Origin of the sequence: Pseudomonas sp. S3E17, assembly GCF_024168685.1 — a bacterium.
In the GTDB taxonomy this organism is placed as follows: domain Bacteria; phylum Pseudomonadota; class Gammaproteobacteria; order Pseudomonadales; family Pseudomonadaceae; genus Aquipseudomonas; species Aquipseudomonas marginalis.
Map to the genome: position 1 here is coordinate 2213964 of NZ_JALJWE010000001.1, position 23602 is coordinate 2237565.

General features: G+C 64.0%; 22 protein-coding genes. 11 read left to right on the forward strand and 11 right to left on the reverse strand.

The genetic code is table 11. The features are described from left to right. Positions 1–104: 104 nt before the first annotated feature. From J3D60_RS09600 to J3D60_RS09615, 4 genes are read left to right on the forward strand one after another with little or no spacing between them, the layout of a single operon-like run. Positions 105–809, forward strand: coding sequence for an ABC transporter ATP-binding protein (locus J3D60_RS09600; protein WP_065940083.1), 705 nt, complete (start codon positions 105–107; stop codon positions 807–809). Next, positions 806–2005, forward strand: coding sequence for an ABC transporter permease (locus J3D60_RS09605; RefSeq protein ID WP_115488477.1), 1200 nt, complete (start codon positions 806–808; stop codon positions 2003–2005). Before J3D60_RS09600 ends, J3D60_RS09605 begins: the two co-directional genes overlap by 4 nt. Beyond that, on the forward strand, positions 1998–3476 hold the full coding sequence (locus J3D60_RS09610) for a TolC family protein (protein WP_253491111.1): 1479 nt from the start codon (positions 1998–2000) through the stop codon (positions 3474–3476). Before J3D60_RS09605 ends, J3D60_RS09610 begins: the two co-directional genes overlap by 8 nt. Next, a complete protein-coding gene (locus tag J3D60_RS09615; protein WP_253491113.1) occupies positions 3466–4710 on the forward strand; it encodes an efflux RND transporter periplasmic adaptor subunit in 1245 nt (414 codons plus the stop codon). Before J3D60_RS09610 ends, J3D60_RS09615 begins: the two co-directional genes overlap by 11 nt. 259 nt (positions 4711–4969) lie before the next feature. On the opposite strand, the gene J3D60_RS09620 is transcribed toward J3D60_RS09615, so the two are convergent. The 11 genes from J3D60_RS09620 to J3D60_RS09670 form a co-directional block, all read right to left on the reverse strand. After that, entirely contained in the window at positions 4970–6364 is a 1395-nt protein-coding gene (locus J3D60_RS09620; protein ID WP_253491115.1) for an FAD/NAD(P)-binding protein, read from the reverse strand. A 12-nt stretch (positions 6365–6376) separates the two neighbouring features. Continuing rightward, entirely contained in the window at positions 6377–7144 is a 768-nt protein-coding gene (locus J3D60_RS09625) for an ABC transporter ATP-binding protein (protein ID WP_027606304.1), read from the reverse strand. Between the two features lie 3 nt (positions 7145–7147). Next, positions 7148–8488, reverse strand: a complete 1341-nt coding sequence (locus J3D60_RS09630) for an ABC transporter substrate-binding protein (RefSeq protein WP_253491117.1) — start codon at positions 8486–8488, stop codon at positions 7148–7150. Between the two features lie 17 nt (positions 8489–8505). Beyond that, positions 8506–9555 carry a branched-chain amino acid ABC transporter permease gene (locus tag J3D60_RS09635; protein WP_253491119.1) on the reverse strand — a complete coding sequence of 350 codons (1050 nt, stop codon included), beginning with the start codon at positions 9553–9555 and terminating at the stop codon, positions 8506–8508. A gap of 4 nt (positions 9556–9559) precedes the next feature. After that, positions 9560–10441: a branched-chain amino acid ABC transporter permease gene (locus tag J3D60_RS09640; RefSeq protein WP_027606301.1), complete on the reverse strand. Its 882-nt coding sequence runs from the start codon at positions 10439–10441 to the stop codon at positions 9560–9562. Next, a complete protein-coding gene (locus J3D60_RS09645; RefSeq protein WP_253491121.1) occupies positions 10441–11211 on the reverse strand; it encodes an ABC transporter ATP-binding protein in 771 nt (256 codons plus the stop codon). The genes J3D60_RS09640 and J3D60_RS09645 overlap by 1 nt, the downstream gene beginning before the upstream one ends. Continuing rightward, complete coding sequence (locus tag J3D60_RS09650; RefSeq protein ID WP_253491123.1) at positions 11208–12056, reverse strand: AMP-binding protein; 849 nt, start codon at positions 12054–12056, stop codon at positions 11208–11210. The genes J3D60_RS09645 and J3D60_RS09650 overlap by 4 nt, the downstream gene beginning before the upstream one ends. 126 nt (positions 12057–12182) lie before the next feature. After that, positions 12183–13616, reverse strand: coding sequence for an LLM class flavin-dependent oxidoreductase (locus J3D60_RS09655; RefSeq protein ID WP_253491126.1), 1434 nt, complete (start codon positions 13614–13616; stop codon positions 12183–12185). Then, positions 13616–13942, reverse strand: a complete 327-nt coding sequence (locus J3D60_RS09660; protein ID WP_092488825.1) for an acyl-CoA dehydrogenase — start codon at positions 13940–13942, stop codon at positions 13616–13618. Before J3D60_RS09660 ends, J3D60_RS09655 begins: the two co-directional genes overlap by 1 nt. Before the next feature lie 11 nt (positions 13943–13953). Next, positions 13954–15150, reverse strand: a complete 1197-nt coding sequence (locus J3D60_RS09665) for an SfnB family sulfur acquisition oxidoreductase (RefSeq protein WP_065940093.1) — start codon at positions 15148–15150, stop codon at positions 13954–13956. A gap of 154 nt (positions 15151–15304) precedes the next feature. Next, entirely contained in the window at positions 15305–15868 is a 564-nt protein-coding gene (locus J3D60_RS09670; protein WP_092488826.1) for a helix-turn-helix domain-containing protein, read from the reverse strand. Between the two features lie 92 nt (positions 15869–15960). Between J3D60_RS09670 and J3D60_RS09675 the strand changes: the two genes are divergently transcribed. From J3D60_RS09675 to J3D60_RS09705, 7 genes are all read left to right on the forward strand, one after another. Beyond that, positions 15961–16890, forward strand: coding sequence for a DMT family transporter (locus J3D60_RS09675; protein WP_253491129.1), 930 nt, complete (start codon positions 15961–15963; stop codon positions 16888–16890). A gap of 124 nt (positions 16891–17014) precedes the next feature. After that, on the forward strand, positions 17015–19936 hold the full coding sequence (locus J3D60_RS09680; RefSeq protein ID WP_253491131.1) for a monovalent cation/H+ antiporter subunit A: 2922 nt from the start codon (positions 17015–17017) through the stop codon (positions 19934–19936). Continuing rightward, positions 19936–20280: a Na+/H+ antiporter subunit C gene (locus J3D60_RS09685; protein ID WP_003192163.1), complete on the forward strand. Its 345-nt coding sequence runs from the start codon at positions 19936–19938 to the stop codon at positions 20278–20280. The genes J3D60_RS09680 and J3D60_RS09685 overlap by 1 nt, the downstream gene beginning before the upstream one ends. Beyond that, positions 20277–21959 carry a monovalent cation/H+ antiporter subunit D gene (locus tag J3D60_RS09690; protein WP_027606292.1) on the forward strand — a complete coding sequence of 561 codons (1683 nt, stop codon included), beginning with the start codon at positions 20277–20279 and terminating at the stop codon, positions 21957–21959. The genes J3D60_RS09685 and J3D60_RS09690 overlap by 4 nt, the downstream gene beginning before the upstream one ends. Next, positions 21956–22444, forward strand: coding sequence for a Na+/H+ antiporter subunit E (locus J3D60_RS09695; protein ID WP_141606735.1), 489 nt, complete (start codon positions 21956–21958; stop codon positions 22442–22444). The genes J3D60_RS09690 and J3D60_RS09695 overlap by 4 nt, the downstream gene beginning before the upstream one ends. Next, the gene (locus J3D60_RS09700) at positions 22441–22719 is read left to right on the forward strand and encodes a K+/H+ antiporter subunit F (protein WP_005789171.1); all 279 of its coding nucleotides are present in this window, start codon (positions 22441–22443) and stop codon (positions 22717–22719) included. Before J3D60_RS09695 ends, J3D60_RS09700 begins: the two co-directional genes overlap by 4 nt. Beyond that, positions 22716–23054: a Na+/H+ antiporter subunit G gene (locus tag J3D60_RS09705; RefSeq protein ID WP_253491133.1), complete on the forward strand. Its 339-nt coding sequence runs from the start codon at positions 22716–22718 to the stop codon at positions 23052–23054. Before J3D60_RS09700 ends, J3D60_RS09705 begins: the two co-directional genes overlap by 4 nt. The last annotated feature ends 548 nt before the right edge of the window (positions 23055–23602 follow it).

The following is a 23602-nucleotide window of genomic DNA, read 5'->3' on the forward strand; positions in this document are numbered from 1 at the left end:
GAAATAAAACCAGTCCGTGACGCGAACCAGATAGCTCCCGAACTTGTTACAAAGATTTACAAAGGGCGCATGACGGCAGCGTCGAGACTGCAGGCGTAGTCACGATGACAGATACCCCCGCGCACCCAGGCTTGATTTCCCTGCAAGGCATCGGCAAGCGCTATCAGCTCGCCGGGCAGGAACTGACCATTCTCAATGAGGTGTGCCTGTCCATCGAGCGCGGTGATAGCTGCGGCATCCTCGGCGCCTCGGGCTCCGGCAAAAGCACCCTGCTCAATATCCTCGGCCTGCTGGACCTGCCCAATTGCGGCCAGTACCACTTTGCCGGCCACGATATTTTCAGTGCATCCCCGGACGAACTGGCGGCGATCCGCAACCAGCAGATCGGCTTTGTGTTCCAGAGCTTCAACCTGCTGCCGCGCCTCAGCGCCCTGGACAACGTCGCCCTGCCCCTGAGCTATCGCGGTGTATCGCGGCATGAATCGGTGGCGCAGGCCCTGCGCATGCTCGAACAGGTCGGGCTGGCCGAGCGCGCCCATCATCGCCCCGCCGACCTCTCCGGCGGCCAGCGCCAACGTGTGGCGATTGCCCGTGCATTGGTGGGCAAGCCGTCGGTGATCCTGGCCGACGAACCCACCGGCAACCTCGACAGCACCACCGCCCAGGACATCATGGACCTGCTGCTGGCCTTGAACCGCGAGCAACAGGTCACGCTGATCATCGTCACCCACGACCCGCATATCGCCGAACGCCTGGAGCGCAAGATCCTGGTGCGCAACGGCGTAGTGCACGAGGCCGGGCGCCTATGAGCCTGCGGGTCGAACAGAGCTTCAGCCAACTGCTGCATGAAGCCTTCGTCAGCCTGCGCACCCTGGGCAAGCGCTCGGTGCTGGCCCTGCTGGGCATCGTCATCGGCAGTTCGTCGGTGGTGGCGCTGATCAATATCGGCCATAACGCGGCGGTGGATGCCGCGATGATTTTCAAGGACATGGGCACCGACACCCTGGTCGCCCAGTTCCCGCCCAAGGGCAGCAGCACGGTCCCCGCGCCCGCGAGGCTCGACCTGGATGCCGTGCGCCAGGCCGTGCCGGGCATTGCCCATATCGGCGCGCTGACCTTGTTCAGCGGGCCCATCGTGTTCCATGGCCGCACCACCAACGCCAACCTCGTCGGCAGCACACCGGACATCCAGGCGGCGATGCGCCTGGTGGTACGGCAGGGGCGCTTTCTGTCGAGCTTCGACGCCAACGAAACCTATGGCGTGATCGGTGACCAGCTGGCCCAGGCACTCGGAGCGCCGGGCGATCCGCTGCAACTGGGCGACCGCGTGCGCATCAACGACTACCTGTTCCTGGTGGTGGGCATTCTGCAGAACCAGCCCAGGGCGATGCTGATGCCGGTACAGGCCAACGAGTCGTTGTTCATTCCCGCCGAAGGTATGCGCCGCATCTATGCCATGCCGCAGATCGGCAATGTGGTTATCCGCGCCGCGCCCGGCCAGGACATGGAACGCATTGCCAGGGAAGCCGCCGGCGCCTTGCAGCCCCAACTCACCGACCACACTGTCGACATCCAGGTGCCCCAGCAAATGATCGACGGCATGACCCGGCAAAGCCGCACGTTCGCCTACCTGCTGCTGGCCCTCGGCGCCATTTCCCTGGTCGGCGGTGGCGTAGGCGTGATGAATGTGATGCTGATGAACGTATCGGAACGCCGTCGCGAGATCGGCATTCGCATGGCCCTGGGCGCTCGCCAGCGCGACATCCGCAACCTGTTCCTGCTCGAAGCCGTCACCCTCACCGCCGTCGGCGCGCTGTGCGGGGCGGTACTCGGGATGACCGCCGCCTGGCTCTACGCCTGGCTGTCGGGATGGCTATTCGACCTGGCCGTCGCCGCCCTGCCCCTGGGGGTGGGCAGTACGTTGCTGGTGGGCTTGTTCTTTGGCATCTACCCAGCGGTGTCGGCCTCGCGGTTGCAGCCGGTGGAGGCCTTGCGCGATGAGTAAATGGCTCGGGTTGCTCGTGTTGATCAGCCTGCACGGCATGGCCGCCGAGGTGGTCATCAAACCATCGGCCCCCAGCAGCACCCGCAGCGGTTACGACCGGGGCGTGTCCTTGAATGCCCAGGTCACCACCATGACCCTGGGTGACGCCGTGTACCTGGGCCTGCGCAACAACCCGGCGATCCGCAGCGCCTACCTGCAACGGGTGGCGCAGAAGTTCGACCTGCGCGTCGCCGAAGACGTGTTCAACCCCAAGCTCACCCTCAACAGCTATTACCGCAGCACCCGTGGCTCCCAGGACAGTGCGCGCAATGCCAACGTGGCACCGGCCACCAGCTTGCTCAGTGAATACGGCACCCGCCTGAGCATGGCCTGGACCCAGCAGTTGAACAACGCCGACCGCGCCGGCCGCTACCGCAGCGACGGCCTCGACCTGGCGATCATCCAGCCGTTGATGCGCGGCGCCGGCTGGGACGCCACCACCGCACCGTTGCGCCTGTCGCGCCTGTCGGAGCAGGCCAACCGCCTGAACCTCAAGGCGACCGTGGCACAGACCATCAGCCAGATCATCGCCACCTACCGCGAACTGCTGCGGGCCCAGGAGCAACTGAGCATCGTGCAGGACGCCCTCAAGCGCTCCGGCACCTTGCTGGAGGTGAACAAAGCCTTGATCAGCGCCGGGCGCATGGCCGAATTCGAGATCGTGCAGACCGAAGCCGACATCGCCACCCAGCAACTGGGCGTCGAAGAAGCGCAGAACCAGCTCGACACCAGTCGCCTGGCCTTGCTGCGCCTGCTGGCCCTGGACCTCTCCACACCGATTCGCGCCACCGAAGCCCTGGAGGCCAAGCCCCTGCAGATCGACAAACGCCAGGCCTTCAACCTGGCGCAGACCCAGCAGCCGGAATACCTCGCCGCCCTGCTCGGCAGCCAGCGGGCCGATCTCAACCTGGTGATCGCCAAGGACTCCGGGCGCTGGCAGGTGGACCTGGTGGCCGGCGCAAACCAGATACGCGACGCCTACAATAACGATGCCGGCAGCACCAACAACCGCACTTGGGACAGCTACGCCGGGGTGCAGGTGCAGATCCCCATCGGCGACATCAGCACGCGCCAGGCCGAAGTGCGCGCGCGGGTCAACGTGGAGGACCAGGAGATCCGCATCACCGACGCCCGCCAGGAACTGGAACGCAACGTCAACGACGTGGTGCGCGACCTCGGCACCCGCTGGCGCCAGTATGAAATCTCCCAGCGCGCGGTGGAATTGTCGCGGCGCAAGATCGAGATCGAACGCGAGAAGCTCAGCGCCGGGCGCTCCACCAACTTCCAGGTGCTGAGCTTCGAGACCGACCTGCGCAATGCCGAAAACGCGCAGCTCAACGCCCTGATCGCTTATTTAAACGCCCAGACCCAGCTCGACCTGACCCTGGGCATGACGCTGGAAAGTTGGGAAATCGCCCTCAATGACTACTAATCGAAAACGCCTGCTGGGCGTCGCATTGATCCTGCTGCTGGCCGGCGCGGGGCTGGCCCTGCACAGCCCCGCAGAAGGCCCGGCCGGCGCCACCGAACAATGGCTGGCCGTCAAGCCCGACCCGCTGGTGCACCAGATCGGCCTGGTGGGCAAGATCGAACCCGACACCACCCTCACCCTCACGGCGCCGTTCGACGGCAACGTGCAGGCCAATCTGGTGGAGCAAGGCCAGCGGGTCGAGGCTGGCCAGGTCCTGCTGCGCATGGACCCGGCCACCCTTGAAGTGCAGTTGCGCGACGCCCTCTCCGCCCAGCTCAAGGCCCGCCGCGCCGTGCAAGAGCTGCAGGACTGGGACAGCGGCCCCACCGTCAGCCGTGCGCGCCGTAGCCTGCGCACCGCCGAGATGACCGCCGGCAACACCCAACGCAAACTCACCGAAAGCGAAAACCTGTTCAAGCGCGGCATCATCCCGCGCAATGAGCTGGACGACCTCAAGCAACAGACCCAGCAACAGCAACTGGACCTCGCCTCCGCCCGCAGCGAACTGCAACAGGCCCTCGACCAGGGCAAGGGCGAATACCGCCAGATCGCCGACATGGAACTGACCAACGCTACGGTGAAATACGAGGCCTTGCGCACCCTGCTCGCAGGCAAGGAGGTGAAGGCGCCGTTCTCCGGCATCGTGGTGCCCGCCCCCGGCAACAATACGCCCCAAGGCGGCGGCAACACCAACGCGCCGATTCAGGCCGGCAGCAAGGTCAGCCAGGGCCAGGTGCTGTTCGGCCTGGCCAATATCGAGCGGCTGAAAATCGTCGCCAAGGTCTCTGAGCTGGACATCAACCAGCTGCACCAGGGCCAGGCGGTGGAAGTGCTGGGCGATGGTTTTGACGGGGAGCGGCTGAGCGGCTCGGTGAGCGTGGTCAGCGGCCTGGCGATTGCCAGCGACAGCCAGGGCAGCGCGCAGTTTCCGGTAACCCTGACGATCCCCAGGCTGACCCCGCAACAGTTGCAGCGGGTGCGCCTGGGGATGAGTGCGCGGTTGACCATCGTCACTTACAACAATGCGCAGGCGATAGTGATTCCGAGCGAGGCGATCCAGGCGGACAGGACGGTGGAGTATCGAGAAGCGATGGATAAGCCGGTGGAGCGGGTGAAGGTGACTACCGGGCAATCGACGCCGCAGGGGGTTGAGGTGTTCGGCCTAAAACCCGGCTTCGTAAAGACCTCAAAATAAATGAAGCCCCCCTGTGGGAGGAGCATAGGTTCCTACAAAACGTTGGCTCAACGCTGAACGCCCGGCAGATAGGGCTGTTGTGGCATGCCAGTCAGTTAAGCGTACATCGCCTCCTGTAGGAGCGAGCTTGCTCGCGAAAAACGTCAACGATAACGCGTGCTTCCTGAATGAACGCGGCGCCTGTGAGTTTTTCGCGAGCAAGCTCGCTCCTACAAAAAGCCTTAAATGACTGGCATTAGGGCAAGCCCCCTCCCCACATTTAGAAATGCGCCAACTTCAATGCCAAGGCCTTGGCCTGAAGCGCCACATCCGTCACCGCCGTGCTCTCCCACCACATCCCGCGCAACGGCGGGCCCATGGCGAACAATCGCATGCTGACCTGGCCCTGGGCATCCAGCACGGCGCCGCACGTGTCCGCCGCAATCCCCAACGCCAGCGGCCCCGGCCTGATCAGCCCGCGCTTGAGCAACTGCTGCGGCAACGGCCGGGCCACGCGGCGCCAGTCGTATTCGATGCCGCTGGAGTTGATCAGCGCCGCTCCCGATACCAGGCTGACCACCTGTTCGCCACGGTAACGCAAGCGAATGGTCACGCCCTCGCCCGAGGGCTCCAGCCCCTTGAACGACGCCGCGCGAATGCGCAACCGCCCTTGCTCATGCAGCCGGGCCACCAACTGGGCACTCAACGGCGGCGAGCGGTGGTGATGGCTTTCCCACCAGGGCCGCACATGCCGCACGAACTGGCGTTTCTCGCCCGCGCCGGCCTGGCTCCACAGCCGGCCGATATGGGCGCGCACCGTGTCCAGTGGCGCCTGCCAATCGATGCCCTGCGCCAATGCCAGGCGGCATTGACGCCGCACCTCGCGCAGCAGTTGTCGCGGGCTGCGCAAGGCGTGGTCGGCGGCGAGGAAATCGTCCCAGCCCGGCGGTTGCCGGCGCACATGGGGCAACAACCCGTGGCGTGAAAACACTTCGATGGGCCCACGGTGCCCGGCCTGTTCCAGGGACACCACGGCGTCGACCATGGTCAATCCGGAGCCGATGATCAACACCGGCGCCTGCGGGTCGATCCGGGCCATGGCCTGCACGTCCCAGGGGTCCACGGCGGCGGCGTTCAAGCCGCTGGACTGGGTCTGCGGTGTGCGCGCCGCCGGGAACATGCCGGTGGCCAACACCGCCTGGGCGCCGTGCAATTGCTGGCCGTTGTCGAGGGTCAGCAACACTGAATCGTCGCCGACCTGCAGGTCGACGACTTCGGCGCGGATATGCTCGACGGTAGACGCCGACAACGCCTTGGCCTCAGCCAGCCGTTGCTGCGCATACAGGCCAAAAATCCCGCGTGGCGGGAACAGTTCGCTGATGGGCACGTGCTGCTGGTCCGACTCGGGCCAACCGCCGGCACCGATGTAGGCGGTGAGCCATTGGGTCAGGTCGTCGGCGTTGTCCGGGTCGACGCTCATGCGCGCCGCGTTGCCGTTCAGGGTGTGGCCCAGTTCGACGGCGCTGTAGGCCTCGCCACGGCCGAGTTCGGCGCGCGGTTCGATCACCAGGATCCGGCGCTGCCCAGGCCGGCGCAGCAGTTGCACCGCCAGCATCGTGCCGCTCAGGCCGCCGCCGATGATCAGCACATCAGCGTTGCGGAGGGATTCAGTCATGCACATTCGCCTTTACTGTTTACCCAGATAAATATCGTGCAAATCGCCCCGCGCCAACAGCTCGGCGGCGCTGCCACTCAAGGCCACGCGCCCAGTATCCAGCACGTAGCCCTGGGACGCATAGTTGAGCGCGACGTTGATGTTCTGCTCGGCGATCAGGAAGCTCACCTGCTGCTCGCGGTTGAGCTGCGCGATGATCTCGAAGATCTCCTGCACGATCATAGGCGCCAAACCCATGGACGGCTCGTCGAGCAGTACCAAAGTAGGACGGGTCATCAACGCGCGGCCGATGGCGACCATCTGTTGCTCGCCGCCGGACGTCAGGCCGGCGCGGGTGTGGCGCTTGGTCTTGAGCCGGGGGAACCAGGCGTAGATGCGCTCCAGATCCTGCTCCATGGCCTTGCGGCTCAGGCGCCGGACAAAGCCGCCGCTGCGCAGGTTGTCTTCGACGCTGAGCTGGCCGAAGACATGGCGGCCTTCCAGCACATGCACCATGCCCTGGCGCACGCGCTGGCTGGGGTCGACGCCGGCCAGGTCGACGCCCGCGTATTCGATCACGCCCCGGCTGACTTCGGCGCGCTCGGCCCGCACCAGCCCGGAGATCGCCTTGAGGGTGGTGCTCTTGCCGGCGCCATTGGCCCCGAGCAGGGCGACGATGGCGCCCTTGGGCACGCTCAGCGACACCCCGGCCACGGCGAGGATCGCGCCGTCATAGATCACTTCAATATCGTTGACCGTCAACAACGACGGGCGCGTAGCTTCGCTGGCGAGCTGGCTCATGATCTATTCATCCCCGGTGCAGGTGCGTGGCGTCAGGCCTTTTTCCTTGGCGAACGCCGCGGATTTTTCATCGATCAGCGGGCGCAACAGGGCGCGGTCGGCGGCGATCCAGTCGCTGATCAGCGTCCAGTGGGCGCCGTCCCATTGCTGCACGCGCGCCGAGCCGCCGCCTTCGTGGTCGCGGCATGACAACTTGAGGTTCTGCATCAGGCCCAGGTAGCCCATGTCCTTCAAGCGCGCGTCATCGATATTCAGGTGTTCCAGGCCCCAGCGACCTTCTTCGCCATTGAGCGGGCGCTTGCCGAATCTGGCCTGGCCGGTGCGGATCGCTTCCACGGCCACGGCGGCGTTCACCAGGCCGGAGTTGTAGTAGACGCTGCCGAAATTCTTCAGGTCCTTGAGGTCGCTGTGGCCCTTGTTGAGGATGTACTGCTTGAGGCGTTTGTGGATCTCGAAATCCGCACCTGCCGGGTAAGGCGTGAGCGCCAGGTAGCCCTTGGCGGCGGCGCCTGCGGGCAATACGTCTTCGCTGGAACTGGCCCAGATGTCACCGATGATATGGTCCACCGGGAAGCCGAAGCGGGCGGCGGTTTTCACCGCCACCGGGGTGGACACGCCCCAGGTGCGCAGGAACACCCAATCCGGATTGGCCTGGCGTACCTGGCGCCATTGCGCGGACTGCTCATTGCCCGGGTCGGCCACCGGAATCTGGATGTTTTCAAAACCGTATTTTTCCGCCAGCAATTTCAGCGGGCCGAGGGTTTCGCGACCGTAGGCCGAGTCGTGGTAGACCGTGGCGATCTTCTTGCCCTTGAGTTTGTCGAAGCCGCCTTCGCGCTGGGCGATGTAGTTCACCAGGGTCGACGCCTCGCTGTAGAACGTCAGCATCACCGGGAAGTTGTACGGGAACACCGTGCCGTCGGTGGCTTCGGTGCGACCGTAGCCGAGGGTGATCAGCGGGATCTTGTCCACCTCTGCCCTTTCGCTGAGGGCATAGGCCGCCGGCGCGCCGTTGGGCTGGTACACCGCGACCGGCGCGCCATCCAGGCCGTTCTTGAAGCGCTCGTAGCACTCGATGCCTTTCTCCGCCGTCCACTCGGTCTCGCATTCCTGCCACACCAGCTTCACGCCATTGATGCCGCCTTCGACCTCGTTGATATAGCGCAGGTAGTCGATCATCCCGGCCCACACCTGCACGCCGCTGGAGGCGTAGGCGCCGACGCGGTAGGTGGCCAGGGGAAAGAACTGCTGGTCGGCCGAGGCTACCGCCTGGGGCACGGCACCGGCCAGGGCAGCCAGCGCGAAGGCGCCGCCGGCCAGGGAGCGTTTCAAGGATGCACGCATAGGGATTCTCTTATCGGTCAGAAACGTAGGGGCCACTGACGCAGCCGGTCACGGAGGTTGTACAACAGGCGAATCAAGCCCTCGGGTTCCTTGATCAGGAACGCGATGATCAACACGCCAAAAATGATTTTCTGCAGGTTCTGCAACTGCCCCGCGTCCACCGAGCCACCGAACAACGCCTGCCCGGCATGGCTGAGGAAGATCGGCAGCAAACTGATGAATGCCGCGCCGACGAAGTTGCCGGCAATGCTGCCCATGCCGCCGATAATGATGATGAACAGGATCTGGAATGAGCGGTTGATGTCGAAGCTGCTGGCGCTGGCCGTGCCCAGGTAGGCAAACGCCCACAACGCGCCGGCGATGCCGAGGTAGAACGAACTGACCGCAAACGCCAGGCGCTTGTAGCGCACCACCGGGATGCCGACCACGGCGGCGGCGGTGTCCATGTCGCGGATCGCCATCCAGTTGCGACCCACCTGGCTGCGCACCAGGTTGACGGCAGCCCAGGTCAACAACAGCACCGTGACCAGGGTCAGCCAATAGCGGCCCAGCGGCGTGTTGAGGTCATGGCCGAACAACGCCAGCTTCGGCGCCGAAATGGTCCCGGACGAGCCATAGTTGTAGAACCAGGGGAACTTGACGAACAGCCACTCGAGGAAAAACTGCGCGGCCAAGGTGGTGACCATCAGGTAGAAGCCTTTGATCCGCGAGCTGGGCAAGCCAAACAGCAATCCGACCACGGCGCTGATGATCCCGCCGCCGAGCAGCGCCACCGGCAGGCCCAACTCCGGCAGGCGCAGTAAAAACCCATAGGTGGCGAAGGCACCGACGGCCATGAACCCGGCGGCACCCACCGAGGTTTGCCCGGTATAGCCGGTGAGTAAATTCAGGCCCAGCCCGGCCAGGGACAGCACCAGGAACGGGATCAGGATCGCATTGAGCCAATAGTCATTGCCCCACAGCGGCACCACGATAAACGCCAGTGCCAGCAGGCCGAGCAGACTCCAGGGCACGCGCCGCTGGACCAGCAGCAAGGGGGCGGTGTGTTCAGCAACAGGGATCGACATGCTTTCAGACTCGCTCGATGGCGCGCTCGCCGAACAGGCCGGCGGGACGGATATACAGGAAGGACAACGCCAGGACATAGGCGAACCACGGTGTGATGCCGCCACCGATCAGCGGGCCGATATACACCTCGGCGAGGTTCTCCGCCGCGCCGACAATCAGCCCGCCGACAATTGCCCCGCCAATCGAGGTGAAGCCGCCGATGATCAACACCGGCAAGGCCTTGAGCACCACCAGCGACAGCGAAAACTGCACGCCCTGGCGCGCACCCCACAACAACCCCGCCACCAGCCCGACGATGCCGGCCACCGCCCAGACGATCTGCCAGATGCGGTTGAGGTTGATGCCGATGGACAGCGCCGCCGTGGTGTCATCCGCCACCGCGCGCAGCGACACGCCGATACGGGTCTTGTTGAACAGCAGCGCCAGCACCGTCACCAGCACCACGGCCACGGCCGCGGCGATCAGGTCGAACTGGCTGAGCATCAGCGGCCCGACGAACAGCGGTACATCGTCGATGCCCAGGTCCAGGGCGCGCACCTGCGAGCCCATCACGCCCTGGGCCAGGCCTTCGATAATGAACGACAGGCCCAGCGTCGCCATGAACAACGTGATCTGCGAGCGGTTCACCAGCGGCCGCAGCACCAGGCGCTCGATGAGCAAGGCGCCGACGATCATCACGATCACCGTCAACAGCAACGCCAGGGCAAACGGCACGCCCTGGTCGTGCAGGCTGACGAAGGTCAGCGCGGCAAACAGCAGCATCGAGCCCTGGGCAAAATTGAACACGCCGCTGGCCTTGTAGATCAGCACGAAGCCAATCGCGACCAGGGAGTACATGGTGCCGGCGAGCAGGCCGCCGAGCAGGGTTTCGAAGAAGAACGTCATCAGTGCGTCACTCCCAGGTAGGCCGCGATCACCTCGGGATTGGCCTGCACTTGCGCCGGAGTGCCGTCGCCCACCTTGCGCCCGTAGTCGAGCACCACCACATGGTCGGACAGCCCCATGACCACGCCCATGTCGTGTTCGATCAACACCACGGTGGTGCCGAGGTCGCGGTTCACGTCGGCGACAAAGCGCGCCATTTCCTGTTTTTCCTCGGCGTTCATGCCGGCCATGGGTTCGTCCAGCAGCAACAGGCTGGGCCCGGCGATCAATGCACGGCCCAGCTCCACACGCTTTTGCAGGCCATAGGACAGGTTGCCCACCAGCACATCGCGGTAGGCTTGCAGCTCCAGGAACTCGAGGATGCCCTGGGCGCGCAGGCGGAAGGCTTCGGCTTCACGGCGTGCGCGGGGCAAGCCGAGGGCCTGTTCGATAAAGCTGGTGCGCATATGCCGCGACAGGCCGGTGAGGATGTTGTCGAGCACGCTCATTTTCTTGAACAGGGCGTTGTTCTGGAAGGTACGGCCAATGCCTCGGCGCGCGGCGCCCAGCGGGTCGATACGCTGGAAATGCTGCGCCTCGAACACGATCTCGCCGGCATCGAAGCGATACACGCCGTTGAGCACGTTGAGCAATGAACTCTTGCCGGCGCCGTTGGGCCCGATCAACGCGCAGATTTCCCCGCGCGCCACCTCGAACGACAGCCCATTGATCGCCTTGACGCCCTTGAACGACAGCGAGATGTCCCGCACCTGGAGAATGGCTTGGCTCATGCACGTTCCCGTTTGAATTCGGCAAGCCACGTCGGCTCGGCATTGGATTTGAGGGGCTGCCAGATATAGGCCAGGCGCTGGAAGCCCAACAGTGTGCGCACGCGGTTTTTCAGCAGGCGGCGCAGGCCGCTGTGCGGGTGGGCAATGGCCCAGTCGCACAGGCGTCGACGCCAGGTGCCGTGGGGTGGCAGGCGGCTTTCGATCTCGTCGGCCAGGTGCAGCAAACGGGCGGGCGACAGCAGCAGGCCGGTGGGCGCGACTTCGCTGCGATCACGTCGCGCCGAGGCCAGGCTTTCCGGGAAGGCCAGGCCGTGGCCGCTGCTCAGCCACTGCTCCAGCACCACCACCAGGCCGCCTTGCCAGTGGGTGCCCTCCTCGCTCCACAATGCGGTTTCACCGGCTGGCTGCCACCAGCGCTGCAGGTGTTGCGCCGGGTCCACGGGGCCGAGCAGTTGGGCGAAATCCAACCGCTGGGTGAAGGTCCAATCGCGCTGGCGACCTTGAACGTAGGCGTGGCTGGGATGAATACGCCACAGTTGTTGCTCCAAGGCCTGCGGCTCGAGGTTATCGGCCAGCGTCAGCACCTGTGCGCCAACGGAATGGGCCGCCAACGCCAGCAACAGCAGGTTCGGCTCAAAGGCGCCGCTGAGCACCAAGCGTGACTGTTGATCGAAACCTTGCTGGCGCAAACCATCGGCCAGGCGTTCGACATCGCGCAAGGTGTCGATCCAGCGCCAGGCGTACCACTGGCCCTGGCGCTTGTGGCGCAGGGCGATGTGCAACGGTGTGAGTTGCGCCCAGTGGCGCAGGTGTTCCAGGAGGGCCGTTGGTTCGTGCACGCTCATAGGGGGTTGCTCCTATTGGGGGGTGTGCGTGCGGTGGTCCGCTGGCTTGATTATTTGGATCGACACAGGACAACTGTGGGAGGGGCGGTGCGACGATTCGACTTGCTCCCGATGGTGGTGGATCAGTTAGAACACCGTTGACTGAGCCACCGCTATCGGGGGCAAGCCCCCTCCCACATTGGTTTTTTGTATCCCAGATAAATTGCGGTAGCCCGCGCCAGGGTGGTTCGCGCCCAACCTTGCACCGTCGCCGAACAACTTCTCGCGCAATGTGCCCTGGGCGTATTCGGTCTTGTACACGCCGCGCTTCTGCAACTCCGGCACCAGCCATTCGACGGCGTCGACAAAGGTTTCATGGGTCAGCGCATAGGCGAGGTTGAAGCCGTCGACGTCGGTCTCTTCGACCCACTCCTGCAACAGGTCCGCCACGGTCTCCGGGCCGCCGACGAACAGCGGGCCAAAGCCGCCGATACCGACCCAATCGGCCAGTTCGCTGGGGGTCCAGACCTTGTTCGGATCCGCCGTGGAGAAAGCTTCCACCGCCGATTGAATCGCATTGGTGTGCACGTGCTTGAGCGGTTCATCCGGCTTGAACTGGCTGAAATCGATCCCGGTCCAGCCGGAGATCAGCGCCATCGCGCCTTCATAACTGACGTAGGATTTGTATTCGTCGAATTTGGCCTTGGCCTTGGCGTCGGTCTCGTCGACGATCACGGTCTGCAAGTTGAAAATCAGGATTTTCTTCGGGTCGCGCCCGGCTTCGGCCGCACGGCGGCGGATGTCGGCGACGGTCTTTTTCAGCAGCACCTTGGACGGCGCGGCAACGAACACGCATTCGGCCTGCTCGGCGGCGAACTGCTTGCCACGGCTGGAGGCACCGGCCTGGTACAGCACCGGGGTGCGCTGCGGCGAGGGTTCGCACAGGTGGATGCCGGGCACCTGGAAGTGTTTGCCGACGTGGCGGATCTCGTGGATCTTGCTCGGGTCGCTGAAGATCCGACGTTCGCGGTCGCGCAGTACCGCGCCCTCTTCCCAACTGCCTTCCCAGAGTTTGTAGCAGACCTCCAGGTATTCCTCGGCATAGTCGTAGCGGGCGTCGTGTTCGGTCTGGGCTTTCTGGCCAAGGTTCTTGGCGCCGCTTTCCAGGTAGGAGGTGACGATGTTCCAGCCGATGCGGCCCTTGGTCAGGTGGTCGAGGGTCGACAGCCTGCGTGCAAACGGATACGGGTGCTCGAACGACAGCGATGCGGTGAGGCCAAAACCCAGGTGCTCGGTGACCAGCGCCATGGGTGCGATCAGCGACAACGGATCGTTGACCGGCACCTGGGTCGCCTGGCGAATCGCCGCGTCGCCGTTGCCGTTGTACACGTCGTAGATGCCCAGCACGTCGGCGATAAACAGGCCGTCGAACTTGCCGCGCTCAAGGATCTTCGCCAGGTCGGTCCAGTATTCAAGGTCCTTGTACTGCCACGAGCGATCGCGCGGATGCGCCCACAGGCCCGGCGATTGGTGGCCGACACAGTTCATGTCGAAGGCGTTCAAGCGGATTTCACGGGACATCACAGCACTCCGTTGAGGTGGTAGTTGCCGACGACCTGGTATTTCCAGCGCAACGGATCATCCAGGGTCGGTGGCAGCGCGGTGCGTTGGCCGGTCAGTTCGAATTCGGTGTTGCTGGCAAAGAGCAAGGCTTCGGCGGCGGCGATCTGCGCTTCGGTGGCGGCGACCGGGCTTGGGTCGGTTTCGGCGCGTTCCAGCAAGGCGGCCGCTACATCCACGCGAATCTGCCAATCGCCGAAGCGGCTGATCACGTAGGGGTCGTCGCTTTTTTCGACGTGGCGACGGGTGCTGTCCAGCAGTTGGCGTGCGAGGGTCAGGGCGGTCATGGGTCAGGTCCTCAGTTCCAGGCGTGGCGCGCAGGCTTGACGCCGTTGAGCACGAAATTGCCGATCAGGTGGTATTTCCAGCGGGCCGGGTCGTGCAGGGTGTGGGTCCGCGCGTTGCGCCAGAAGCGGTCGAGGTTGTGCTTGGCGGTGACCGAGCGGGTACCGGCCAGTTCGAAGAGTTTGCTGCTGGCGAGCAAGGCGGTTTCGGCCGACAGCACCTTGGCCTGGGCAACCACCAGCGAGGCCTGGGCGACGGTGTCTTCATTCGGTTCGGCGAGGGCCCGGTCGACGGCCAGGCCGGCCTTGGCGAGGATCGCTTCGGTGCCGTGCACACGCCATTGCAGATCGCCGATGGCGGCGATGGTGAACGGGTCCTGCCAACCGTGATCCTGCTGGCTGTCGATCCACGGACGGGCCTGGCGCGCGAAGATTTTTGCCTGCTCCAGGGCGCCGACGGCAATACCGGTGTCGACCGCGGCCTGGATGATTTGCGAAATCGGCCCGTCGGCGGTGGGCTGGTCAAACGCCAGGTGGGCGGGAATCACCGCGCTCAAGGGCACGCTCACGCCGTCGAGGGTCACGCCGCCGCTGGCGGTGGTGCGCTGGCCGAAGCCGTCCCAGTTGTCGATGACGGTCAGGCCTGGCGCATCGCGCTCGACGAGGCCGATGAAGGCTTGGCCCTTTTCGTTATTACCCACGGTGGGCACGATATGGGCGAACAACGCGCCGGTGCAGTAGAACTTCTCGCCATTGATCTGCGCGGTGTCGCCGTGGAAGCGAATCTGCGTGTCGAAGGTGCCGGCGTTTTTGCTCTTGGCCTCGGAGAAGGCGTTACCAAAGCGATAACCCGCCAGGACTTTGCCAAAGTAGTGGCGCTTTTGTTCCTCGGTGGCGGTTTGCAGCAGGATGTCCACCACGCCCAGGTGGTTCTGCGGGATTTGCCCCAATGACGGGTCGGCGGCGGAGATCAACTTGATCACCTCGGCCACCGTCACATAGGACACCCCGGCGCCGCCATAGGCCTTGGGAACGGTGATGCCCCACAGGCCGCTGGCGGAAAACTCGTCCAGTTCGGCAACCGGCAGGCGACGCTCACGGTCGCGCGCGCTGGCGTCGACGGCAAAGCGTTCGGCCAGGCGCTTGGCGACCTCGATGGCCTCCGCGTCCGAGCGGATGATATGGGCAGGTTGTTGAGGGTGGGCAGACATGGGCCGACTCCAGGCTCCGAGGGGATACTGGAGTGTTTGCAGGAGTCGTGCCTGAATTTAATCATCAATAAAATCAGCGGTTTGCTGCGCAAACAGGCGCGCAACCGCAGTTTCAAACCAGCAAAGTGTGCATCCACTGTTGGCTGGCAAACAGTTAGATCACCACATTGCGCACAAAGCGCACGGCGACCTGGCCGTCATTGCGATAGGCATGGGGCTGGTGGCTGGCGAACATGAAGAATTCGCCGGCGCCGATGGTGTTTTCCTGATCGCCGACCACCAATGTCAGGCTGCCCTCGAAGACGAACAGTTGCTCGCTCCATCCCTCCAGGTCGGGGTCCGGGCAATAGCGATCACCCGGTTCAAGACGCCACTCCCATAACTCGACCTCGCGCCGCGCCGTGGCCTTGGCCAGCAACACCGCCTTGCTGCCATCGATTTCCCCCGCCCAGGCCAGTTCGTTGATGCGGCTGTGATCGCGCACATCCGGCGCCTGGATCAGGTCGCTGAACGCCACATCCAATGCTTCGGCCACGCGATCGAGGGTGGACAGGCTGACATTCTTTTCCCCGGCCTCGATGGCAACGAGCATGCGCCGGCTGACCCCGGACTTTTCCGAGAGCGCAGTCTGGCTCAGGTCGGCGGCGTGGCGCAGGCGACGAACGTTCTGGCTGACGTGCTGCAGGACCGAGGCCCGTTGGGGATTTTCTTTGTGCACTATATTGCTCAATGGGTGGGTGTGCGCAGTATACTGCCCAGCGTGCGGCGCATTGTGCGGTCCGTGCCTTTCCCTTGCAAGACCGAGCCGCCATGACCACGCCGAACTCCCCCTCGCGTTTCCACCGTTTCAGCAAAGCCGAGTGCATCCTGGTGTTTATCACCATGATCTGGGGCGGCACGTTTTTGCTGGTGCAGCATGCCATGACTGTCAGCGGGCCGATGTTTTTCGTCGGCCTGCGCTTTGCGGCGGCGGCGATTGTGGTCGGGTTCTTTTCCTTGCGTACCTTGCGCGACCTGACGTTGTTCGAATTGAAGGCGGGCGTGTTCATCGGCGTGGCGATCATGTTCGGCTACGGCCTGCAGACCATTGGCCTGCAGACGATCCTGAGCAGCCAGTCGGCGTTCATTACCGCGCTGTATGTGCCGTTCGTGCCACTGCTGCAATGGCTGGTGCTGGGCCGGCGCCCGGGGGTGATGCCAAGCATCGGCATCATGCTGGCGTTTGCCGGGTTGATGTTGTTGACCGGCCCCGCCGGGGCTTCGTTGAATTTCAGCCCAGGGGAAATCGCCACCCTGATCGGTGCCGTGGCGATAGCGGCGGAAATCATTTTGATCAGTGCGTTCGCCGGGCAAGTGGACGTACGCCGGGTGACGGTGGTGCAACTGGCGACGGCGTCGCTGCTGTCGTTTTTGATGGTGGTGCCGATGGGCGAGGCGCTGCCGGGGTTCTCCTGGCTGCTGCTGTTCAGCGCCGTGGGCCTGGGCCTGACCAGTGCGGTGATCCAGGTCGCCATGAATTGGGCGCAGCAAAGCGTTTCGCCGACACGGGCCACGTTGATCTACGCCGGTGAGCCGGTGTGGGCCGGGGTTGTCGGGCGGATCGCCGGCGAGCGGTTCCCGCCGATTGCCATGCTGGGGGCAGCGTTGATTGTGGTGGCGGTGATTGTGAGTGAGATCAAGACAAAAGGGCAAAAGGCCATCGAGTTGCAGGATGAGCGGGAACAGGAGCAACAGGGCTAGGGTCCGAAACAATGCCAAACGGGAGTTTTCGACCTACTTTGTAGGATCCTGCCACATGTTGCCGTTTGGTGATCGACAAAGCGGCACGTATGATGCATCCCAAACTCCCGCAGATTAGAAGCCTATGTCCCTGATAGTTCTACTGCTTCTGCCTTTTATCGGCAGCTGTCTGGCGGCCTTGCTGCCGCACAATGCACGTAACACCGAATCCCTGCTGGCTGGCCTTGTGGCCCTGGTCGGAACCGTTCAAGTCGCCCTGCTCTACCCCCAGATCGCCCACGGTGGCGTGATCCGCGAAGAGTTCATGTGGTTGCCCAGCCTTGGGCTGAACTTCGTGCTGCGCATGGATGGGTTCGCCTGGTTGTTCTCGATGCTGGTGCTCGGCATCGGCGCGCTGGTGTCGCTGTATGCGCGCTACTACATGTCGCCGGACGATCCGGTGCCGCGTTTCTTCGCGTTTTTCCTGGCCTTCATGGGCGCCATGCTCGGCCTGGTGATTTCCGGCAACCTGATCCAGATCGTGTTCTTCTGGGAACTGACCAGCCTGTTCTCGTTCCTGTTGATCGGCTACTGGCACCATCGCGCCGATGCGCGTCGTGGTGCGTACATGGCCTTGATGGTCACCGGCGCGGGCGGCTTGTGCCTGCTGGCGGGCGTGATGCTGCTGGGGCATATCGTCGGCAGCTATGACCTGGACCAGGTGCTGGCCGCCGGCGAGCAGATCCGCGCGCATTCGCTGTACCCGGTGATGCTCGCGCTGGTGCTGATCGGCGCCCTGAGCAAAAGCGCGCAGTTCCCGTTCCACTTCTGGCTGCCCCACGCCATGGCTGCACCGACCCCGGTGTCTGCCTATCTGCACTCGGCGACGATGGTGAAGGCCGGCGTGTTCCTGCTGGCCCGCCTGTGGCCGTCGCTGTCCGGCAGCGAAGAATGGTTCTGGATCGTCGGCGGTGCCGGCGCGCTCACGCTCCTCCTCGGCGCTTACTGCGCCATGTTCCAGAATGATCTCAAAGGCCTTTTAGCCTATTCCACCATCAGCCACCTCGGGCTGATCACCCTGCTGCTGGGCCTCAACAGCCCGCTGGCCGCCGTCGCCGCGGTGTTCCATATCCTCAACCACGCCACCTTCAAGGCCTCGCTGTTCATGGCGGCGGGCATCATCGACCACGAAAGCGGCACGCGGGACATCCGCAAGCTCAGTGGCCTGGTGCGCCTGATCCCGTTTACCGCGACCCTGGCGATGGTGGCCAGCGCATCCATGGCCGGCGTACCGTTGCTCAACGGTTTCCTGTCCAAAGAGATGTTCTTCGCTGAAACCGTGTTTATCTCATCGACCCAATGGGTGGAAATCGCCCTGCCCCTGATCGCGACCATCGCCGGTACGTTCAGCGTGGCCTACGCCCTGCGCTTTACCGTGGATGTGTTCTTCGGCCCGCCCGCCACCGACCTGCCCCACACGCCTCACGAACCCCCGCGCTGGATGCGTGCCCCGGTTGAGCTGCTGGTATTCACCTGCCTGCTGGTGGGCATCTTCCCGGCCCAGGTGGTCGGTTCGATCCTCGCAGCCGCAGCGCTGCCGGTGGTCGGCGGCGTGCTGCCGGAATACAGCCTGGCGATCTGGCATGGCTGGAATGCACCGATGATCATGAGCCTGGTGGCCATGTCCGGTGGCGTGGTGCTCTACCTGCTGCTACGCAAACAACTGAAACGCGGCCGCTTCAAATACCCGCCGATCATCAGCTACTTCAACGGCAAGCGCGGCTTCGAGCGCAGCCTGGTGGTGATGATGCGCGGCGTGCGCAGGATCGAGAAACGCATCAGCACCAAGCGCCTGCAGACCCAATTGTTCCTGTTGGTGATCGTCGCAGTGATCGGCGCCATGATCCCGATGCTCAACAGCGGCCTCAGCTGGGGCGACCGCCCGAAGATCCCGGGCTCCATCGTGTTCGTCACCCTGTGGCTGCTGGCGATTGCCTGTGCCCTGGGCGCCGCCTGGCAAGCCAAGTACCACCGGCTCGCGGCCCTGACCATGGTCAGCGTGTGCGGCCTGATGACCTGCGTCACCTTCGTGTGGTTCTCGGCGCCGGACCTGGCGCTGACCCAGTTGGTGGTGGAAGTGGTCACCACCGTACTGATCCTGCTCGGCCTGCGCTGGCTGCCACGGCGGATCGAAGAGGTCTCGCCGCTGCCCAGTTCGCTGCGCAAGGCGCGCATCCGTCGTCTGCGCGACTTCCTGCTCTCCACCGTGGTAGGCGGCGGTATGGCGTTGCTGTCCTATGCGATGCTGACGCGCCAGACGCCCAACGATATTTCTTCGTTCTACTTGAGCCGCGCCCTGCCCGAGGGCGGTGGCAGCAATGTGGTGAACGTGATGCTGGTGGACTTCCGGGGCTTCGATACCCTCGGCGAAATCACCGTGCTCGGCGCCGTGGCGCTGACGGTGTACGCCCTGCTGCGTCGTTTCCGCCCGTCCAAGGAAAGCATGGAGCTGCCGCCACAGCAGCGTCAACTGGCGCCGGACGTGGCCACCGACCTGGTCAACCCGCGCCAGGCCAGCGACACCGCCCTGGGCTTCATGATGGTGCCGGCGGTGCTGGTGCGCCTGCTGCTGCCGATTGCGCTGGTGGTGTCGTTCTACCTGTTCATGCGCGGCCACAACCAACCGGGCGGCGGGTTTGTCGCGGGTCTGGTGATGTCGGTGGCGTTTATCCTGCAATACATGGTTGCCGGTACCCAGTGGGTCGAGGCGCAGATGAGCCTGCGGCCGATGCGCTGGATGGGCTTCGGCCTGCTCTCGGCGACGCTGACCGGGATCGGCGCGTTGTTTGTCGGCTACCCGTTCCTCACCACTCATACCTGGCATCTCAGCCTGCCGCTGCTGGGCGATATTCATGTCGCCAGCGCGTTGTTCTTCGACGTCGGCGTATACGCCATGGTCGTCGGCTCGACACTGCTGATGCTCACCGCCCTCGGTCACCAGTCGGTGCGTGCGCATAAACCAAGCAACCAGGCCAAAGTAGTCGCCGCCACCGAAGGAGCCGCCTGATGGAAGAAGTCATCGCAATTGCCATTGGGGTCCTGGCGGCCTCCGGCGTCTGGTTGATCCTGCGGCCACGGACGTTCCAGGTGGTGATGGGCCTGTGCCTGTTGTCCTACGGGGTCAACCTGTTCATTTTCAGCATGGGCAGCCTGTTTATCGGCAAGGAGCCGATCATCAAGGACGGCGTGCCCCAGGACCTGCTCAACTACACCGATCCCCTGCCCCAGGCCCTGGTGCTCACGGCCATCGTGATCAGCTTCGCCATGACCGCGTTGTTCCTGGTGGTGCTGCTGGCGTCACGGGGCCTGACCGGCACTGACCATGTGGACGGCCGGGAGCCCAAGGAATGAATTGGGTCAACCAACTGATCGTCGCCCCGATCCTGCTGCCGTTGCTCACCGCCGCGCTGATGCTGATGCTCGGCGAAAAACGCCGCCCGCTGAAGGCCAGGATCAACCTGTTCTCCAGCGTCATTGGCCTGGGCATCGCGATCCTGCTGTTGTACTGGACGCAAAAAGGCGGCCCCGGCTCGATTGGCGTGTACCTGCCGGGCAACTGGCAGGTGCCGTTCGGCATCGTGCTGGTGGTGGACCAACTGTCGGCGCTGATGCTGGTGCTCACCGGGATCATCGGCGTGAGCGCGCTGCTGTTCGCCATGGCCCGTTGGGACCGTGCCGGCACCAGCTTCCATGCGCTGTTCCAGATCCAGATGATGGGCCTGTACGGCGCGTTCCTCACGGCGGACCTGTTCAACCTGTTCGTGTTCTTCGAGGTGCTGCTGGCGGCGTCCTACGGCTTGATGCTGCACGGCTCGGGCCGGGCGCGGGTGTCGTCGGGGCTGCATTACATCGCGATCAACCTGTTGGCGTCGTCGCTGTTCCTGATCGGCGCGGCGATGATCTACGGTGTGACCGGCACGCTGAATTTCGCCGACCTGGCGCTGAAAATCCCGCTGGTACCCGAGGCGGATCGCGGCCTGCTGCATGCCGGTGCGGCGATCCTCGCCACCGCGTTCCTGGCCAAGGCCGGCATGTGGCCGCTGAACTTCTGGCTGGCCCCCGCCTACTCCTCGGCCAGTGCGCCGGTGGCGGCGATGTTCGCGATCATGACCAAGGTCGGCGTGTACACCGTGCTGCGCCTGTGGACCCTGCTGTTCTCCGGCCAGGCCGGCGCCTCGGCGTTGTTTGGCGGCGACTGGCTGGTGTACGGCGGCATGGCCACGATCATCTGCGCGGCGCTGGCGATGGTGGCGGCGCAGCGGCTCGAACGCATGGCCAGCTTGAGCATCCTGGTCTCGGCCGGCATCCTGCTGTCGGCCGTTGGCTTCGCCCAGCCAAGCCTGACCGCCGGGGCGCTGTTCTATCTGGTCAGCTCCACCCTGGCGTTGAGTGCGCTGTTCCTGCTGGCCGAATTGATCGAGCGTTCGCGCTCGGCCAACGACCTGCCGCTGGATGAAGAGATTGACGCACTGCCCAAGGCCATGGAATCCCTGCATCCGCGTCCTGGCGTGAACCTGGATGACGAGCAGAAAGCCGTGGTCGGCCAGGTGATTCCCTGGACTATGGCCTTCCTCGGCTTGAGCTTTGTCGCCTGCGCCCTGCTGATCATCGGCATGCCGCCGCTGTCCGGGTTTATCGGCAAGCTCAGCTTGTTGAGTGCGCTGGTTAACCCCTTGGGCCTGGGCGTCAGTGTGGATGAACCCATTCGTCCCGCGGCCTGGGGTTTGGTGGCGCTGTTGATCCTCTCGGGCCTGGCCTCGCTGATCGCCTTCGCCCGCCTGGGTATCCAGCGCTTCTGGACCCCGGAAGAGCGCCCGTCGCCCTTGCTGCGCCGCTATGAGTGCGTGCCGATCTTCTTCCTGCTGGGCCTGAGCATCCTGCTGACCTTCAAGGCCGAGCCGCTGATGCGCTACACCCAGGCCACTGCCCAAAGCCTGAACAATCCGGAACACTACGTGATGGCGGTGATGGCCACGCGTCCGGTCCCCAGCCCCGAAGCCAAGACTGCCGCGCTGGAGGTGCAGCCATGAAGCGCCTGTTGCCTGCCCCGTGGTTGTCCCTGGCCTTGTGGTTGCTGTGGCTGGTGCTGAACCTGTCCGTCAGCCCCGGCAACCTGCTGCTTGGCGCGCTGCTGGGCGTTCTCGCGCCGCTGCTGATGGCACCGCTGCGCCCGCTGCCGATCCGCATCCGCCGCCCTGGCGTGATCATCCGCCTGTTTTTCCTGGTCGGCCGCGATGTGATCGTCTCCAACCTGCAAGTGGCCTGGGGCGTGCTGGTGTGCGGCTCACGCCCACCGCGTTCGCGCTTCGTCAAAATCCCCCTGGACCTGCGCGACGCCAACGGCCTCGCCGCCCTGTCGATGATCACCACCGTGGTCCCCGGCACCATCTGGTCGGAACTGGCGCTGGACCGCAGCATCCTGCTGCTGCACGTATTCGACCTGGAGGATGAAGTGTCGTTTATCGAGCACTTCAAGACCACCTACGAGCGGCCCCTGATGGAGATCTTCGAATGAGCGCCCTGCTCTCCAATGCGATCCTGTTCAGCCTGTTCCTGTTCTCCCTGGCCATGGTGCTGACCCTGATCCGCCTGTTCAAAGGCCCGTCGGCCCAGGACCGGGTCCTGGCGCTGGACTACCTGTACATCCTGGCGATGCTGATGATGCTGGTGCTGGGTATTCGCTATGCCAGCGACACCTACTTTGAAGCGGCGCTGCTGATTGCGCTGTTCGGCTTCGTGGGCTCATTTGCCCTGGCCAAATTCCTGCTGCGTGGGGAGGTGATTGAATGATGCCGTTATGGATGGAAATCGCCGTCGCGGTGCTGCTGGTATTGAGCAGCGTATTTGCGTTGATCGGCGCGATTGGCTTGCTGCGCATGAAAGACTTCTTCCAGCGCATGCACCCGCCGGCGCTGGCCTCGACATTGGGTGCCTGGTGTGTGGCGCTCGCGTCGATTATCTATTTTTCGGTGCTCAAGTCCGGGCCGGTGCTGCACGGGTGGCTGATTCCGATTTTGTTGGCGATCACCGTACCGGTGACCACGCTGCTGCTGGCCCGTACGGCGCTGTTTCGCAAGCGCATGGCCGGTGATGATGTACCGGCCGAGGTCAGCAGCCGCCGCTGAGCGCTGAGACGAACACAGTAAAAAATGTGGGATGGGAGCTTGCCCCCGATTGCGGTGGGTCAGTTAAAGATGAGCTGACTGATTGACTGCTATCGGGGGCTTGGCCTAATACCAGTCAGTTAAGCGTACATCGCCTCCTGTAGGAGCGAGCTTGCTCGCGAAAAACTCACAGGCGCCGCGTTCATTCAGGAAGCACGCGTTATCGTTGACGTTTTTCGCGAGCAAGCTCGCTCCTACAAAAAGCCTTAACTGACTGGTATTAGGGCAAGCCCACTCCCATATTTGGATTGCAGAAATTTCCGACAGAGTTTTAGGGTTGCCGCTCAGAAGATGCCTGCCTAATCTTCGGCGGTCGCTGCAAATTCAGCGACCGGGTTTCGCAGCCCGGTTAAACTCTAGACGCAAAGCGTCCACCTCAAGATAGCGGGCGCTTTTTTATGCCTGATGTTATGGCGGCTGTGCGCGGGATACCTTCGGGTATGCCGGGTGCCTAGAGTCCCGGTCTGCGAACCTGCGTACAGCTGCCACCCCGGTATCGTTTCGCAGCG

Coding starts and splice junctions, on each gene's coding strand:
- J3D60_RS09600 (WP_065940083.1), top strand. CDS start 105: ATGACAGATACCCCCGCGCACCCAGGCTTGATTTCCCTGCAAGGCATC.
- J3D60_RS09605 (WP_115488477.1), top strand. CDS start 806: ATGAGCCTGCGGGTCGAACAGAGCTTCAGCCAACTGCTGCATGAAGCC.
- J3D60_RS09610 (WP_253491111.1), top strand. CDS start 1,998: ATGAGTAAATGGCTCGGGTTGCTCGTGTTGATCAGCCTGCACGGCATG.
- J3D60_RS09615 (WP_253491113.1), top strand. CDS start 3,466: ATGACTACTAATCGAAAACGCCTGCTGGGCGTCGCATTGATCCTGCTG.
- J3D60_RS09620 (WP_253491115.1), bottom strand. CDS start 6,364: ATGACTGAATCCCTCCGCAACGCTGATGTGCTGATCATCGGCGGCGGC.
- J3D60_RS09625 (WP_027606304.1), bottom strand. CDS start 7,144: ATGAGCCAGCTCGCCAGCGAAGCTACGCGCCCGTCGTTGTTGACGGTC.
- J3D60_RS09630 (WP_253491117.1), bottom strand. CDS start 8,488: ATGCGTGCATCCTTGAAACGCTCCCTGGCCGGCGGCGCCTTCGCGCTG.
- J3D60_RS09635 (WP_253491119.1), bottom strand. CDS start 9,555: ATGTCGATCCCTGTTGCTGAACACACCGCCCCCTTGCTGCTGGTCCAG.
- J3D60_RS09640 (WP_027606301.1), bottom strand. CDS start 10,441: ATGACGTTCTTCTTCGAAACCCTGCTCGGCGGCCTGCTCGCCGGCACC.
- J3D60_RS09645 (WP_253491121.1), bottom strand. CDS start 11,211: ATGAGCCAAGCCATTCTCCAGGTGCGGGACATCTCGCTGTCGTTCAAG.
- J3D60_RS09650 (WP_253491123.1), bottom strand. CDS start 12,056: ATGAGCGTGCACGAACCAACGGCCCTCCTGGAACACCTGCGCCACTGG.
- J3D60_RS09655 (WP_253491126.1), bottom strand. CDS start 13,616: ATGTCCCGTGAAATCCGCTTGAACGCCTTCGACATGAACTGTGTCGGC.
- J3D60_RS09660 (WP_092488825.1), bottom strand. CDS start 13,942: ATGACCGCCCTGACCCTCGCACGCCAACTGCTGGACAGCACCCGTCGC.
- J3D60_RS09665 (WP_065940093.1), bottom strand. CDS start 15,150: ATGTCTGCCCACCCTCAACAACCTGCCCATATCATCCGCTCGGACGCG.
- J3D60_RS09675 (WP_253491129.1), top strand. CDS start 15,961: ATGACCACGCCGAACTCCCCCTCGCGTTTCCACCGTTTCAGCAAAGCC.
- J3D60_RS09680 (WP_253491131.1), top strand. CDS start 17,015: ATGTCCCTGATAGTTCTACTGCTTCTGCCTTTTATCGGCAGCTGTCTG.
- J3D60_RS09685 (WP_003192163.1), top strand. CDS start 19,936: ATGGAAGAAGTCATCGCAATTGCCATTGGGGTCCTGGCGGCCTCCGGC.
- J3D60_RS09690 (WP_027606292.1), top strand. CDS start 20,277: ATGAATTGGGTCAACCAACTGATCGTCGCCCCGATCCTGCTGCCGTTG.
- J3D60_RS09695 (WP_141606735.1), top strand. CDS start 21,956: ATGAAGCGCCTGTTGCCTGCCCCGTGGTTGTCCCTGGCCTTGTGGTTG.
- J3D60_RS09700 (WP_005789171.1), top strand. CDS start 22,441: ATGAGCGCCCTGCTCTCCAATGCGATCCTGTTCAGCCTGTTCCTGTTC.
- J3D60_RS09705 (WP_253491133.1), top strand. CDS start 22,716: ATGATGCCGTTATGGATGGAAATCGCCGTCGCGGTGCTGCTGGTATTG.